A 16,224-nucleotide genomic window follows, 5' to 3' on the forward strand; every position below is an offset into this window, starting at 1 on the left:
GGGGTAGGCCCGCCCATGCATGGCGGCCCCGGCCGGTTCGCTCTAGGTTATAGGCAGGAGAACCCGCCCGACACCCCCAGGGAGCGCATGCGTGAGCGACGCTGACGACGATATCGAGATCCTTTCAGAGCCTCCGCCGCCGCGCGTCGAAGCCCTGACCGTCGCGATCGCCCGGGACGGTCAGGCCGAGGAGCGCGCGCGAACGCTCGCCGCGGAGGTTCCGGTCTCGATCACCTACAACGGCCTGGCCCACGCCGTGATGATGGCGAGTCCGATCGACGTGGAGGACTTCGTCGTTGGGTTCTCTCTCACGGAGCAGATCGTGGAGCGCGCCGAAGAGGTGGAGGACATCGTCATCCGCCCGATCGCCCTGGGGTTGCTGGCGCAAGCCACGATCCCAGCCCACCGGCAGAAAGCCCTCCTGGAGAACCGGCGCAACCTTGTCGGACAGACCGGTTGCGGCATCTGCGGCATCGTGGAACTCGAGCAGGCGGTGCGCCGCTTCGGGGCGATCGAAACGAAGCCGCTGATCAGCGGGGCGGCCGTGTTCGCGGCCCTTGACGCGCTTTACCCCCTCCAGCGGCTTAATCGCGAGACCGGGGCGGTGCACGCAGCCGCCTTCGTGTCGCCGTCCGGCGAAATCCTGGCGGTACGCGAGGACGTGGGCCGCCATAACGCGCTGGACAAGCTCATCGGTTACATGGCGCGGGCCGGCATTCCAGGGGAGAGCGGCTTCTGCCTCATGACGAGCCGCATCTCGTTCGAACTCGTGCAAAAATGTCTCGCCGCGCGCATTCCCGCGCTGGCGGGCATATCAGCGCCGACAAGCCTCGCGGTCCGCCTTTCGCAAGAGCATCGGCTCACGCTGATCGCATTGGCGCGCAGCGACACGTTTCAGATCTTCTCCGATCCACACGCGCTTTTCCGAGACCCTGGCGACTCCAGCGAGGGATGCTTTCGTGTAGCGTCGCCGGCTCGTTGACGCTCAGTTCCGACGCTTCCAGGGCATGGCTTCGCGCCCCCCCCCCGCGGAGGCGCCGATTCGGGCGTACGGGTTGTAGCGGGCGTCAGGGCGCCCGATAACAAGCGCCCTTTCTGCGTCAGCCCGGAAGCCTCCATGCGCACCGACACCGCCGCTCCCGTCCGCCTCGAAGACTACCGGCCGACGGACTACCTCATCGACACGGTGTCGCTGGACGTGCGGCTGCATCCCACCGCCACCCGGATCTTGGCTGAACTGGCGATCCGGCCCAATCCGGCGGGCCGGGCGGGCGCTGCGCTGGAGCTCGACGGGGACGAGCTGGAACTCGTGTCCGTGGCGCTGGACGGCGGCGCCCTGGCGCCCGGCGCCTACGAGGCCAGCCCGAGCGGGCTCACTCTGCACGCGCCGCCGGAGCGGGCATTCCGGCTCTCGATCGAGACCCGGGTCAACCCGACGGCAAACACCAAGCTCATGGGCCTCTACCGGTCCTCCGGGGTGTACTGCACCCAGTGCGAGGCCGAAGGCTTCCGCCGGATCACCTATTTCCTCGACCGCCCGGACGTGATGGCGGTCTACACGACCCGCATCGAGGCCGAGGAAGCCGAGGCGCCGGTCCTGCTGGGCAACGGCGATCCGGTCGAGCGCGGCGCGCTGCCGAACGGCCGACATTACGCCGTGTGGCGCGATCCCCACCCGAAGCCCTGCTACCTCTTCGCGCTCGTGGGCGGGAAGCTTGGCCGGGTCGGCGGCGAGATCGTCACCCGCTCGGGCCGGAAGGTCGAACTCGGCGTCTACGTGGAGCCGGGCAAAGAGAGCCGCGCCGGCTACGCCCTCGACGCGCTGGTCCGCTCCATGCGCTGGGACGAGCAGGCGTTCGGCTGCGAGTACGACCTCAGCGTGTTCAACATCGTCGCCGTGTCTGACTTCAACATGGGCGCGATGGAGAACAAGGGCCTCAACATCTTCAACGACAAGTACGTGTTGGCGAGCCCGGAGACTGCGACCGATGCGGATTACGCCGCCATCGAGGCGATCATCGCTCACGAGTATTTCCATAATTGGACCGGCAACAGAATCACTTGCCGGGACTGGTTCCAGCTCTGCCTGAAGGAAGGCCTCACCGTCTTCCGCGACCAGGAGTTCAGCTCGGACGAGCGCTCCCGCCCCGTGAAGCGGATCGCGGATGTGCGGGCGCTGCGCGCCCAGCAGTTCGCCGAGGATTCAGGCCCCCTCGCCCATCCGGTGCGACCCTCCGTCTATCGCGAGATCAACAACTTCTACACGGCGACCGTCTACGAGAAGGGCGCCGAAGTGATCCGCATGCTGAAGACGCTGATCGGTCCCGAGGCCTTCAAGGCCGGGATGGACCTCTATTTCCACCGCTGCGACGGCACGGCCGCGACGATCGAGGATTTCCTCGCCTGCTTCGCCGAGGCGAGCGGGCGCGATCTCTCCCACTTCTCGCTCTGGTACCGGCAGGCCGGCACGCCCAGCGTCGCCGTACGCACGGCCTATGACGCCGAGGACCGGACGCTGCGGCTGGACTTCGCCCAGAGCACGCCGCCCACGCCAGGGCAGACCGAGAAGGAGCCGGTCGTCATCCCGATCCGCCTTGGCCTCGTCAGCGCGCAGGGACGCGGGGCGCCGCTCAAGACGGCGGACGGACGCACGCTCGAGGATGGTCTCTTCGTGCTCGACAAGACAGCTGACAGCCTGACCCTGATCGAGGTTCCGGCCGACCCCGTGCCGTCGCTGCTGCGCGGCTTCTCGGCGCCCGTGCGGCTTGAGCAGGAGCTGGGGCCAGCCGAACTGCTGACGCTGTTCCGGCGCGACGAGGACCCGTTCAACCGCTGGCAGGCGGCCCAGACCTACGCGATGCGCCTCATGGTGCGCGCCGTGGAAGCGCTGCGGGCGCAGCAGCCGCCGGAATTCGACCAAGGCTTCGCGGTGGCCCTCGGGGAGTTGCTGGCCGCGACGGACGACCACGCCTTCGCAGCCCAGGTGATGGCGCTTCCAAGCGAGGCGGACGTGGCGCGCGAACTCGGCCGCGAAATCGACCCCGACGCCGTCCTGCACGCCCGCAAGGCGCTGCGAAGCTTCGTGGGGCAGACAGCTGGCGACCGTCTGGCTCAGACCTACTCCAGGCTGGAGACAACTGGCCCCTACAGCCCCGATGCGGCCAGCGCCGGGAGGCGCTCGCTCCGCAATGCGGCGCTCGACCTGCTCACGGCGGGTGACCCCGGGCGAGGCATTCCGCTGGCGCAGGCTCAGTTCGCCTCGGCCGACAACATGACGGACCAGATCGGAGCCCTCGCCATCCTCGCCCAGCACCCCGGTCCGGCGCGCGAGGAGGCGCTCGCCGCCTTCGGCGAGCATTTCGCCGCCGACCCGCTGGTTCTGGACAAGTGGTTCGGGCTGCAGGCGGCCATCCCGGAGGCGGCCACGCTCGACAGGGTGCGGGGGCTCATGCGCCATCCCGCCTTCTCGCTGTCCAATCCCAACCGCACCCGGGCGCTCGTAGGCACGTTCGCGATGGCCAACCTGTCGCAATTCCACAGGGCCGACGGCGCAGGCTACGCCTTCCTGGCCGACATGGTGCTCCAGCTCGATGGCAGCAACCCGCAGCTGGCTGCGCGCCTCCTCGGAGCGTTCCGGACCTGGCGCTCCCTGGAACAGGGCCGGCGGGCGCAGGCCGAGACCCAGCTTCGGCGAGTCGCGGCGAAGGAAGGTCTCTCGCCGGATGTTTCCGACATCGTCACGCGCTCACTCGCGTGATTAGAGCTCGGCGGGGACCAGCAGGCCTCCGCCCCTTTGTGGGTCTTCGCCGCCCGTTGATACAATCCCTAGTGGCAAGTTCTTTTTTTCTTCGTAATCAACTCTTAACAACTGGACAAATCACCCCCCGGGGATTCAGATCATCTCGATTCGGAGAGATGCGGCACGTCCTTCCGAATGGGCGTTTTAGGGATCCGAGGGGGACCGTGAATGGCGCGAAGCTTCGCAGCCATTGCTTCCGTTCGCACACATTCAATACCGGGTCTGGTCCGTTCTCTGGCCGACCCGGCCTATATGAAACTGCTCGACATCGAGCCGTGGCTCCGGCGCATCGTTCCGGTCCTGGTCGCTGTCTTTGTGGTGGCGCTCGGCAGCATCTCCTACCTGAACGCGTCGGCGACGCGGGAGGAGACGCTCGTCGACGCCGTGGGCGACATCGACATCCTCGCGTCCTACACCGCGGCTGAGCTTTCGCGCGCCATTGGCGCGGATGCAATCCTCGACGCCCGCGCTCTGGGATTTGTCCCCAGCCATGCGATCCACGACGGCCGGTTCATGCTCCTGACCCGCGCCGAGGGCGCGGTGGTCGCCAGCCTTCCTGGCGGCCTCTACACCGGCGGCACGCTCGTGAGCGCGCTCGGCGAGTCGCAGCCGCTGACCACCTTCGCGGACAAGGCCGGGGTCATCGTGATCACGCTGCCGAGCGGCGCAAAGGCGCTCGCGACGGTGCGGGACCTGCCCGCGCCCTACGGCCAGGTCGCCGTGGTGCAGCCGATCTCTCTGGCGCTCGCCACCTGGCGGCAGCGCACCACCTCCACGCTCATCCTGCTGGGGGCGGCGTGCTTCGTCCTCACCGCCATCAGCACGGCCTATTTCTGGCAAGCGTGGAGGGCGCGGCAGGCGGACGCGATCTGCGACAAGTTCCGCCGCCGGCTCGATGCAGCGCTGTCGCGCGGTCGTTGCGGACTGTGGGACTGGGACATCGCGCGGGGCACGCTCTACTGGTCCGACTCCATGTACGAGATGCTCGGCTACGCGCGCGAGAGCGAGTTCATGTCCTTCGGCGAGGTGAACCGCCTGGTTCATCCGGAGGACGGGGACCTGTTCTCGCTGGCCGACACCCTGGCGAGCCGCGAAGCCACCACGGTGGACCATGCCTTCCGGGTCCGCGCCGCGGACGGGGCATGGGTGTGGCTGCGCGCCCGGGCCGAACTGGTGCGGGACGGCGAGAACCGAGACCCACACCTGATCGGCATCGCCATCGACATCACCGAACAGCGCCGCCTCGCCCAGCAGACCGCGACGGCGGACATGCGGTTGCGCGAGGCCATCGAGACCATCTCGGAAGCCTTCGTCCTGTGGGACGACGCCAACCAGCTGGTGATGTGCAACTCGAAGTTCCAGAAGCTGCACAACCTCCTGCCTGAGCACGTGCAGCCGGGCACGCCCTACGAGACGCTGGCGGCCGCCCTGACGCCCTCCGTGGTGCAACACCGCCTGGACGCGGCCGTCGAGGCTGGGGCGCGCAGCTACGAAGCGCAGTTGCCGGACCAGCGCTGGCTGCAGATTAACGAGCGCCGGACCAAGGACGGCGGTTACGTGTCGGTGGGTACGGACATCACGCTCCTGAAACAGCAGGAAGAGCGCCTGCTGGACAGCGAGCGCAAGCTGACGGCCTCAGTGGCCGATCTGAAGCGCTCGCGACAGACGCTCGAGATGCAGGCGCAGCAGCTCGCCGACCTGGCCGAGCGCTACCTGGAGCAGAAGGCCGAGGCCGAGAGCGCGAACCGCGCCAAGTCCGAGTTCCTGGCCAAGATGAGTCACGAGCTGCGCACGCCGCTCAACGCCATTCTGGGCTTTTCGGAGGTCATGGAAGCCGGCATCTTCGGCTCGCTCGGCTGTGACAAGTACACCGACTACTGCCGCGACATCCGCAAGAGCGGCGAATATCTGCTGGGCCTCATCGCCGACATCCTCGACATGGCGGAGCTGGAGGCCGGACGGGTGCGCATGCACCGCGAGCCGGTGGTCGCTGAGGAGATGGTGTCCGCGGCCATGGCCGCCATCACACCCGTCGCGCATTCGCGCGGGCTGTCGCTCTCTGCCGAGCCCCTGGCGGGCGCGGTGGTCCACGCAGACAAGCGCGCGCTGGAGAAGATGCTGGGGCACCTGCTGTCGAACGCGGTGAAGTTCACCCCCGAGGGCGGCAAGGTGATGATCCGCACGCGCCGGATCGGCGGCAATCTCAACATCTACGTCGAGGACACCGGCGTCGGCATCCCGAAGGACGCGCTGCCCAAGCTCGCACGCCCGTTCGAGTGGGTGGCCATGGACGCCTCCAAGCCGACGGACGGTTCGGGGCTGGGACTCGCCATCGCGCGCTCGCTGGCGGAGCTGCATGGCGGCGGATTGCGCATCCGCTCCTGCGAGGGCGCAGGCACCATCGTGATGTTGCACCTGCCGCTCAAGCCGCCCACGGGACTGGAGATCGCGTCGGGGCGGGCTTCGCGGGTCGGCTGACCGGCTCTAGCCGACCAGTCGCGTGAAGATGTCGCGCACCTTGTCCTGCGTGTCAGCCAAGTCGCGCTCGAGGATCTTGAAATCCGGCAGACCGACGATGGACGCCATGCGGCGCTTCAGGCCCTGGGAGGCGGTCTTGCCATCGAAGGCGCCGGCCACCGTCAGTCGCTGCCAGTGCAGCAGGTCGCGCATCATGGCGTAGGCCTCTCGCAGGAACTCGCCGTGTTCGGGAGCGAGGACGCCATGCTCCTGCGCCTCGCGCAGGATGTCGCCCGTCGAGGTCGTGACGAGGCTGGGATGGGCGCGCCCGTGGACCAGCACCAGCGTCTGCGCAATGAACTCGATATCGAGCAGCCCGCCGCGGGCGAGCTTGAGATCCCATAGCTGATCCTCGCCCTTCTCCCGGGCGATCAGGCGACGCATGTCCGCCGCCTCGCGCCGAACATGGTCCGGGTCTCGCTCGGCGGTGAGAATGCCGTGGATGGCGCCAGCCACCTCCTCCGCGAACAGGAGATCGCCGGCGACGGGCCGGGCGCGGGTGAGCGCCATCTTCTCCCAAACCTCAGCCTCCTCGTTCTGGTAGGCGAGGAAGCCCTTGTACTGCGTGGCCGCAGGGCCCTTGTTGCCAGAGGGCCTCAGGCGCATGTCGACGGAATACAGCACGCCCCTGCGCGTCGGGACGGTGAGCGCGCTGATGAGCCGCTGGGTCAGGCGCGTGTAGTACACGACGGCGTTCAGAGGGCGCGTGCCGTCGCTCTCGGCCGCGTCCTCGTCAAAGTCGTAAAGCACCACGAGGTCGAGATCGGAGGTCGCCGTCATCTCGCGCGAGCCTAGCCGGCCCATGCCCACGACAGCCATGCGCCCGCCCGGAACCCTGCCGTGGTCGGCCTGGAAGCGACGCTCCACCTCGCGGAGGGCGACCTGGATGAGCGCGTCCGCCAGGGTGGCGTAGGCTGTTCCGATCCGCGACAGCGGCACGGCCTCCGAAATGGCGCGCGAGCCGACAAGGAACATCTCGTGCTGGCCGACCTCGCGGATGCGGTCGAGAAAATCTTCCAGCAGTTCAGGCGCCCCGACCGCGCCCGAAAGGCGTGAGACGAGTTCCTCCACCCCCGCATAAGGCCTGTTCAGGGCCGGGTCGATGACGGCGTCCAGGAGATGCGGCCGCTGGGCCACAGTCTCGGCGAGCCGCGGAGCCGAGCCGAGCAGGTCGGCGAACAGCGCCAGGATGGAGCGGTGGTTCTTCAGGATGGAGAAGAGCTCGACAGCGGCAGGCATGCGGGCGAGCGCCCTATCGAGATTGGCGAGGGCGCCGTCGGGATCGGCGGTCGCCCCGAAGGCCGTCAGCAGCTGGGGAACGAGCTCTGTCAGGACCTCCCGGGCGCGCGGGCTCGTCACAGCCTGGCGCCGGCCGAAGTGCCAGCCGCGCACCGTCTCGGCAGCGAGCGCCGGGTCGGTGAAGCCCATGCGGCGCAGCGTCTCCAGGGTCTCCGGGTCGTCCGTCACGCCCGTGAAGACGAGGTTGCCCTCGCCGGCGGTGAGTTCGCCGCCTTCCTCGAACAGGCGCGCGTAGTGCCCTTCCACCTTGAGCGCCTGGGCCGTCAGCGCCTTGCCGAAGGAGGCCGCCGAGGCATAGCCGCAGAACTTGGCGAAGCGGGCGAGCTTGTCGTCTTCGTGCGGCAGCTGCTGCGTCTGTTCGTCGGCCTGCATCTGCAGCCGGTGCTCGATCGCGCGCAGGAATCGGTATGCTTCCGACAGCTCCTGTTCCGCCGTCGCGCTGATCCAGCCGTCCTGTCGCAGCGCCGTCAGCATCTCGAGCGTGCGCCGCCCCCGCAGCTGCGGCCTGCGGCCGCCGAACACGAGTTGCTGGGTCTGGACGAAGAATTCCACCTCGCGGATGCCGCCGCGGCCCAGCTTAATGTTGTGCCCCGCGACCGCGATCACGTCGTGGCCGCGCACGGCGTGGATCTGGCGCTTCATGGCGTGGATGTCCGCCACGGCGGCGAAGTCGAAGTACTTGCGCCAGATGAAGGGCGTCAGCTCCTTGAGGAAGGCCTCGCCGATGGGGATGTCCCCAGCCACCGCGCGCGCCTTGATGAGGGCGGCGCGTTCCCAGTTCTGGCCGACGCTCTCGTAGTAGGCGTAGGCCGACGGCAGGGGGATGGCGCTGGGCGTGGAGGCGGGATCCGGTCGAAGCCGCAGGTCGGTGCGGAACACGTAGCCATCCGCCGTGCGCTCCTGCAGCAGCTTCACGACCCCCTTCACCATCCGGACGAAGAAGGGCGTGGGCTCGACGTTTCCGGCGAGCGGCGCCTTGTCCGGATCGAAAAAGACGACGATGTCGATATCCGAAGAGTAGTTCAGCTCCCGGGCGCCGTGCTTGCCGAGCGCCAGAACCACCACGCCGCAGTCGGCGGCTGGGTCATTCGGGTCATTCGGCCTGAACTTCCCGGCCTCCGCCGCCTCGTTCAGCAGCCAGCGCACGCTGGTCGCGACGCAAGCGTCCGCGAAGTCGCTGAGGGTTTCGGTGACCTGCTCGACACCCCAGAGGCCGCCAAGGTCGGCAAGCGCCACGAGAAGCGCCACCTCCTGCTTGGCGGCTCGCAACCTGCGCATCAATTGCTGCTCGGCTTCCGCTTCCCGCCAGAGGCCGTTGACTCGCCGGACGAGGGCCGCCGCGTGCGCGTCCGGGTCGCAGGCCAGAAGGGACACAAGGCGGGCGGGGTCGCCCGAGACGAGACGCCACAAGTAGGGGGAGTGGTCGGCGATCCCCGCCAGCAGAGCTTGAACCGACTCACTGGCCTGCACGAGCGGCTTCAGGCCCCCTCCCCCGCCAGGCTCATCGGCCCCGGCGAGGAACTCGGCCACTCGGTCGCGCGCGCTCCCGTGGTCGGCGAGCCGGGGCGCCGCCGTTAGCCGGTCGACAAGTCGCACGCCCGTGGGCGCTTTGTGGGGGGCAGGTTCGCCGGCGCCGGTGTCCATCTACGCTCCTGCGGTCGCCGGAAGCGCGACCACGGCGCGCAACCCGGGCTCATTGTCCTCCAGGCGCAACGTCCCGCCATGGAGACGCGCCACCGCCGCCGCCAAGGATAGCCCAAGGCCGAAGCCCGGTCGCGTGCGGGCGCCCTCGAGCCTGACGAAGCGCTCCAGCACTCGGCTGCGATCCGCAGCCGGAATGCCTGGGCCGCGGTCCGCGACGGCGAGTTCCACGGTATCGCCGTGCTGCCCGGCCCTGACAAGCACCTCAGGCGAAGGCGACGGTACCTGCCCACCGTCGGTCGCCGCCACGGCCTCCAGCGGCTTCGGCGCATACTTGATGGCGTTGTCCACCAGGTTGGCGAGCGCCTGCCCAATGAGCTCGCGCGAACCGCGGATGCGCAAGCCCGGCTCCACCTCCAGCCGCAGCGGAACTCCCGCTTCCTCGGCGACCGGCTCATACAGCTCCACGACATCGCGCGCCACCTCGGCCACGTCGAAACCAGCCATGTTGTCTCGCGCGTTCCCGGCCTCCGCGCGGGCGATCATCAGGAGCGCGTTGAAGACGCGGATCAGGTTATCCGCCTCCTCGATCGTGCCCTCCAGTGCGTTGCGATAGTCGTTGGGCGTCTCGGCGGTGCGCAGCGCCTCCTCAGCGCCGTTGCGCAGGCGCGTCAGCGGTGTCTTGAGGTCGTGGGCGATGTTGTCGGAGACCTCCTTCATGCCGGACATCAACTCCTCGATGCGGTCCAGCATGGCGTTGAGGTTTACGGCGAGGCGGTCGAGCTCGTCGTTCGTGCCCGCGATGGCGAGGCGGCCGGAGAGGTCGCCCTTCATGATGCCGCGCGTGGCGTCCGTCATGGCGTCAATGCGGCCCAGAACGCGGCGTGTGACGAACCAGCCGCCCAGGAGCGCCAGGATCACCACCAGCGACAGCGACCAGCTGAAGGCGCGGCGGATGACCTGGCGCAGGCGGTCGGCTTCGGCGAGGTCGTGGCCGACCAGCAGGCGCACGCCCTGGGGCAATTGATAGACGCGCACCAGGGCCATGTGGGCCTTCTGGTCGTCGTCGTTGTGGAAGTAGGAGATCGTGCGCTGGCCGGGGCGCTCCAGCAAATCCGATGGCAGGCGGCCGATATTGCCGGCGTATCTCTCGCCATTCGGTCCTGCGACGAGGTAGAGCGAGGCTCCGGGCTGGCGCGAACGCGACTCGATCACGTCCACGAGCCGGCGCAAGCCGCCGCCCATGTACTGCTCGGCGAGGCCCTGGGTCTCCGCCTCCACCACGGAGGCGACCTGGTCGGCGATGAGCCGACGGGCGTTGAAGGCGATGTAGCCGAGCAGGAAAAACGCGAAGAGCGTGAAAATCGCGAGGTAGGCCAGCGACAGCTTGAACGCCGTCGTACGGAAAAGCTTACCGAGCGCTGTCACGGACCACGTATCCGGCGCCGCGGACGGTGTGGATCAGGGGCCGGTCGAAACCCCTGTCCACCTTCCCGCGCAGGCGCGACAGGTGCACGTCGATGACGTTGGTTTGCGGGTCGAAGTGGTAGTCCCATACATTCTCGAGCAGCATCGTGCGCGTCACCACCTGCCCGGCGTGCTTCATCAGGTATTCGAGGAGGCGGAACTCGCGCGGCTGAAGTTCGATCGGCTTGCCGGCGCGAGCCACCGTGTGGGACAGGCGGTCGAGCTCCAGGTCGGCGACGCGGTAGCGGGTCTCCTCCACCGGGCCGGTGCGGCGGCGGCGCGCGAGCACCTCGGCGCGGGCCAGGAGTTCGGAAAAGGCGTAGGGCTTGGGCAGGTAGTCGTCGCCGCCGGCGCGCAGGCCCTTCACGCGGTCATCCACCTGGCCGAGGGCCGACAGGATCAGGACAGGCGTCTCGACCTTCTGCTCGCGCAACCCGTGAATGAGCGACAGGCCGTCGAGCTTGGGCAGCATGCGGTCGATGATGAGGACGTCGTAGTCGCCCTCGCGGGCCAGGGCGTAGCCGTCGAGGCCGTCGGCGGCGTGGTCGGCCACGTGCCCGGCCTCCTTGAAGGCCTTCACCAGGTAGGCCGCGGAGTCCGTGTCGTCCTCGACGATGAGAAGCTTCATGTCCATGGCATACCTCCAAGACGCGCGCCTGTTGAGGGGGCTCGGACATCCGGAGCGGCTTGCGCAGAAGAAAAAAAGCAAGCAGGCCGGAAGAGGCTGGGCTTCCGGCCTGCCTGACGCTCCCGCCGCGCCGGTTGGGACGGGGGCGGCGGGAGGCGGCGACGCGCTGGGGCATGCGCGCGTCAGCCGCTGGAGCGGAGCTGGCGGAGAGGGGGCGGTCCCCGCCGGCTCCGGCAGGCTTAGCCGCGGTCCTTCTTGGGGAAGGCGAGCGCGACGAAGCGGCTGTCCTTGCCGGTCTTGAGCCGAAGCAGCACGGCCTTCTTGCCGCCCTTGCGAGCGTCGGCGAGGGCCTGCTTCACCTCGGAGGGGCTGGACACGGCGTGGCCGGCCACCTCCAGGATGACGTCGCCCTGCTTCACGCCCTGCTGGGCGCCGGGGCCCTCCGGGTCGACCTGGGTCACCACGACCCCCTGCGAGCCCGCGCCATCCACCGAACTGGCCGGAGCCAGCGCCAGGCCGAAGCCGCCGGCCGGGGCCGCGTTCTCGTCCTGCGCGTCCGCCCGGGCCGTCTTGTCGTTGGGCAGCGCGGCGAGCTTGAGGGTGACCGTCTGCTCGCGGCCGTCGCGGATGTAGGTGATCTCGGCCTTGTCGCCCGGCTTCATGGAGCCGATGCGACGAGACAGCTCCTTCGGACCCGCGACCTTGTCGCCGTCCACGGACACGATCACGTCGCCGGCCTTGATGCCGGCGTCAGAGGCCGGACCGGGTTGGGCCTCGGCCACCAGGGCGCCCTTGGCGTCCTTCAGGCCCAGGCTGTCGGCGATCTCGCTCGTCACCGGCTGGATCTGCACGCCGATGAAGCCGCGGGCGACGGAGCCCGTGTCCTTCAGCGACTCGACCACGTTGGCCGCCACCTCGGTCGGGATCGCGAAGGCGATGCCGACGTTGCCGCCGGACGGCGAGTAGATGGCCGTGTTCACGCCCACGACCTCGCCGTTCATGTCGAAGGTCGGACCGCCCGAGTTGCCGCGGTTCACGGCTGCGTCGATCTGCAGGTAGTCGTCATAGGGTCCGGAGCCGATGTCGCGACCGCGGGCCGAAACGATGCCGGCCGTCACCGTGCCGCCGAGGCCGAACGGGTTGCCTACCGCGATCACCCAGTCGCCGACGCGGGGCTGCGCCTTGGCGAACTTGACGAAGGGGTATGTCCCGGGCTGCTTCACCTTAAGCAGCGCGAGGTCGGTCTTGGGGTCCGTGCCGATCACTTTGGCGTCGAGCGTCTTGCCGTCGTCCATGGTCACCTGGACCTCGACGCCGTGCTCGACCACGTGGTTGTTGGTGACGATGTAGCCGTCCGGCGAGATGAAGAAGCCCGAGCCCTGGGCCTGCGAGTACTGGTGTCCGCGCGGGCGCATCTGGCCGTGCGGCATGCCGCCCCCATTGGGCTCGCCAAACTGGCGGAAGAAGTCGCGCAGGCCGGGCGGCAGGTTCGGCGGGAGGCCGTTGTCCTCGCCGTCGCCGTTGGCGATATCACCGCCACGCACCGCGGCGCTCTCGACCTTCACCTTCACGGAGACGACGGCGGGCTTCACCCGGTCGACGGCGTTGGCGAAGGAAGGCGGGCCGCCGAGCGACTGGCCGCCCTGCGGCTGCGCGCTCTGGGCGTTGGCGATGGCGACGGGGAAATCGGAATAGTGTGTCACGCCCGCGCCGACGACCGCGATCGCGCAAGCCCCGGCCAGCAGGCCGGCGCGGACCGACAGGCGGCGCCTGGGGGTGTTCGTCGGGGAAGTCTCTTGGGTCATCGTTTGCTCCTCGGGCCTGGGTTTCGGGGGCATCCCCGGGGGCCTGTGGAGCAGAAGATGGGGCGCAGCGGCTTACGGCGCCCTCGCGGGATCATGAAACTTTGGAAAGGTGCGGTAACGGTCAGCCGACCTGATCCAGCCGGTCCAAGGCCACGCGCTCTTCGTCCGTCAGCGGGCTCACAGGCGTCGGGCTCGTGCGCCGCTTCGCGTTCGCCCAGACGATGCCAATGCCGGCCAGCAGCACCAGGAACGGCCCTGCCCAGAGCAGCACGGTGTGGGGCGTGAAGGTCGGCTTCAACAGCACGAACTCGCCGTAGCGGTCCACGAGGAAGGTGCGGATCTGCGTCTCGTTCTCGCCGGCCTTGAGCTTCTCGCGAACGATCAGCCGCAGGTCGCGCGCGAGCGGGGCGTCGCTATCGTCGATCGACTGGTTCTGGCACACGAGGCACCGCAACTCGGAGGACAGCGCGCGGGCGCGGGCCTCGAGCTTCGGGTCGGAGAGGACCTCGTCCGGGTTCACCGCGAAGGCGGGCGTTGAACCGAGAAGAGCCAGCGCGGCCAGGGCGAGGAGGAGCCAGCGGCGCATGGTCACTCCGCCGGAACTGCGGCCGGGGCCGCACGGCGGACCGGCGCGCCGACCCGGGCGCGGCGATCGCTGAGCGACAGCACGCCGCCGGCGGCCATCACCACTGCGCCCAGCCAGATGAAGAGCACCCACGGCTTCCAGTAGAGCCGCACGCCGACGCTCCCGCCGGCCTCGATCTCGGCCACGCTGGCGTAGACCTGCCCCAACCCCACCGTCAGCAGCCCGGCCTCGGAGGTGGGCATCGAGCGACCGGTGAAGGTGCGCTTGCCTGGTTCGACGCGGCCGACGAGGCGGTCACCGTCCCGAATGGCCAGGAGGGCCGCGGTCTCGCGGTAGTCGGGCCCATTGCGCGGCACGACGGCTTCCAGCGTCACCTGGTAGGGGCCGAGGTCCAGGCTTTCTCCCGCCTTCATGGTCGCAAGGCGCTCGACGCCCCAGGCCGTTGCGGCGATGCCGATCACGGTGACGCCGAGCCCCGCATGGGCCAGCGCCGTGCCCCAGGCCGAGCGCGGCAGGCCGGCGGCGCGGCGCAGCACCACCGCGAGCGAGGCGCCTGCGCGGTGCGAGCGGTTGAAGATCTCGGACGCGGAGCCGAGGATCAGCCACAGGCCGAGGCCGATGCCGAGCGGCGCCGCGACCGGCCCTCGCCGCGTTACGGCAAATACGACGATCGCGCCGGCGAGGGCCAAGGCGAAGGCCGCAGCGAGGCGCTGGGCCACGCCGAGGAGGTCGCCACGCTTCCACGCCAGCGACTGGCCCACCGGGACCAGCAACAGCAGCGGAACGGTCAGCGGCAGGAAGGTCGCTTCAAAGAACGGGGCGCCGACCGAGATCTTGCCGCCCGTGAGCGCCTCAAGGCCGAGCGGGTACAGGGTGCCGATGAACACGGCCGCGCAGGCGGCGGACAGGAACAGGTTGTTCAGGACCAGCGCGCCTTCGCGCGAGATCGGCGCGAAGAGGCCGCCCTGGCGCAGCACAGGCGCGCGCCAGGCGAACAGGGTCAGGCCGCCGCCGATGAAGAAGATCAGGATGCCGAGAATGAACACGCCGCGAGTCGGGTCGCTCGCAAACGAATGCACGGAGGTCAGAACGCCCGAGCGCACCAGGAAGGTGCCGATCAGCGACAGCGAGAAAGCCAGGATGGACAGCAGGATGGTCCAGACCTTCAGGGCGTCGCGCTTTTCCATCACCACGATGGAGTGGATGAGGGCCGTGCCGGCGAGCCAGGGCATCAGGGAAGCGTTCTCGACCGGGTCCCAGAACCACCAGCCGCCCCAGCCGAGCTCGTAGTAGGCCCAGTACGAGCCCATCGCGATGCCGAGCGTCAGGAAGGCCCAGGCTAGCAGCGTCCAGGGCCGCACGAAGCGGGCCCACACGGCGTCGATGCGCCCTTCCAGCAGCGCGCCGACCGCGAAGGAGAAGGCCACCGAGAAGCCGACATAGCCCAGGTAGAGCAGCGGCGGATGGATCGCCAGGCCGGGGTCCTGCAGGATCGGGTTCAGCCCCTCCCCCTCGAAGGGCGCCGGCATGACGCGGGCGAAGGGATTGGAGGTGAGCAGGATGAACAGGAAGAAGGCGGCCGCGATCGCGCCCTGCACGGAAAGCACATAGGCGAGCAAGCGCTGGGGCATGTGCGCGCCGCGCCAGGCTACCAGGCCGGCGAACAGGGCGAGGATGGTCACCCAGAGCAGCATCGATCCTTCGTGGTTCGACCACACGCCGGAGATCTTGTAGGCGAGCGGCTTCGACGAATGCGAGTTCTGGACGACGTTGAGGACGGAGAAGTCCGAATCCACATAGGCGATCGTCAGCGCCAGGAAGGCGAGCGCGGCGAAACCCAGCATGGCGAAGGCGGCCGGGCGGGCCACGCCCATGAGGGCCGAGTCACGAGTATGCGCGCCCCAGGCGGGGATGAAGGTCAGCACCAGCGAGAGCGCCAGGGCGAGCACGAGGGCGTAGTGGCCGACTTCGACGACCATGGCGTCAGGCCCCCGGCTTCGCGGCTGCGGGCGCCGCATTCGGCGCGGCCTCCTTGGCCTTGTCGCCCGTGTGCTGCCACATGCCCTGCTGCTTGAGCGCCTCGGCTACTTCCTTGGGCATGTACTTCTCGTCGTGCTTGGCGAGCACGCTGTCGGCCTTGAACTCGCCGGAGGGTTGCAGGGCGCCGTCGGCCACCACGCCCTGCCCTTCCCTGAACAGGTCAGGGAGCAGGCCCTGGTAAGTCACCGGCACGGAACGGTTCGTGTCCGTCACCTCGAAGTGGACCGTCTGGTTAGGGCCGCGTTGCAGCGTTCCCTCCTTCACAAGGCCGCCAATGCGCAGGCGCATGCCGGGCTTGAACCCCTCTTCCGCCAACTCCGTCGGCGTCTTGAAGAAGGTGATCGTCTTCGTGAGATTGTACAGGATCAGCCCTGCCGCGACAGCGAGCACGGCAAGCGCGGATCCGATGAGGGTCAGGCGGCGCTGCTTCCGGGTCATGGGG

General features: G+C 68.9%; 10 protein-coding genes. 3 read left to right on the forward strand and 7 right to left on the reverse strand.

The annotated features are described in order from the left end of the window. Window positions 1-91 precede the first annotated feature (91 nt). From fdhD to SLNSH_RS13485, 3 genes are all read left to right on the forward strand, one after another. Window positions 92-982: a formate dehydrogenase accessory sulfurtransferase FdhD gene (fdhD, locus tag SLNSH_RS13475; protein WP_158266755.1), complete on the forward strand. Its 891-nt coding sequence runs from the start codon at window positions 92-94 to the stop codon at window positions 980-982. 135 nt (window positions 983-1,117) lie between these two features. Beyond that, a complete protein-coding gene (gene pepN, locus SLNSH_RS13480; RefSeq protein ID WP_106337526.1) occupies window positions 1,118-3,757 on the forward strand; it encodes an aminopeptidase N in 2,640 nt (879 codons plus the stop codon). 294 nt (window positions 3,758-4,051) lie between these two features. Then, entirely contained in the window at window positions 4,052-6,277 is a 2,226-nt protein-coding gene (locus tag SLNSH_RS13485) for a sensor histidine kinase (protein WP_245422340.1), read from the forward strand. 6 nt (window positions 6,278-6,283) lie between these two features. On the opposite strand, the gene SLNSH_RS13490 is transcribed toward SLNSH_RS13485, so the two are convergent. The 7 genes from SLNSH_RS13490 to ccmE form a co-directional block, all read right to left on the reverse strand. Then, window positions 6,284-9,259, reverse strand: coding sequence for a bifunctional [glutamine synthetase] adenylyltransferase/[glutamine synthetase]-adenylyl-L-tyrosine phosphorylase (locus SLNSH_RS13490; protein WP_106337528.1), 2,976 nt, complete (start codon window positions 9,257-9,259; stop codon window positions 6,284-6,286). Beyond that, window positions 9,260-10,684, reverse strand: coding sequence for a sensor histidine kinase (locus tag SLNSH_RS13495; protein ID WP_106337529.1), 1,425 nt, complete (start codon window positions 10,682-10,684; stop codon window positions 9,260-9,262). Next, a complete protein-coding gene (locus SLNSH_RS13500; protein WP_106337590.1) occupies window positions 10,668-11,351 on the reverse strand; it encodes a winged helix-turn-helix domain-containing protein in 684 nt (227 codons plus the stop codon). Before SLNSH_RS13500 ends, SLNSH_RS13495 begins: the two co-directional genes overlap by 17 nt. A 239-nt stretch (window positions 11,352-11,590) precedes the next feature. Beyond that, window positions 11,591-13,156: a Do family serine endopeptidase gene (locus tag SLNSH_RS13505; protein WP_106337530.1), complete on the reverse strand. Its 1,566-nt coding sequence runs from the start codon at window positions 13,154-13,156 to the stop codon at window positions 11,591-11,593. Window positions 13,157-13,277: 121 nt separating this feature from the next. Next, window positions 13,278-13,742, reverse strand: coding sequence for a cytochrome c-type biogenesis protein (locus SLNSH_RS13510; protein WP_106337531.1), 465 nt, complete (start codon window positions 13,740-13,742; stop codon window positions 13,278-13,280). A 2-nt stretch (window positions 13,743-13,744) separates the two neighbouring features. Beyond that, window positions 13,745-15,721: a heme lyase CcmF/NrfE family subunit gene (locus tag SLNSH_RS13515; protein ID WP_106337591.1), complete on the reverse strand. Its 1,977-nt coding sequence runs from the start codon at window positions 15,719-15,721 to the stop codon at window positions 13,745-13,747. A 4-nt stretch (window positions 15,722-15,725) separates the two neighbouring features. Next, complete coding sequence (gene ccmE, locus SLNSH_RS13520; protein WP_106337532.1) at window positions 15,726-16,220, reverse strand: cytochrome c maturation protein CcmE; 495 nt, start codon at window positions 16,218-16,220, stop codon at window positions 15,726-15,728. Window positions 16,221-16,224: the final 4 nt, after the last annotated feature.

Origin of the sequence: Alsobacter soli (assembly GCF_003004785.1) — a bacterium.
GTDB lineage: Bacteria > Pseudomonadota > Alphaproteobacteria > Rhizobiales > Beijerinckiaceae > Alsobacter > Alsobacter soli.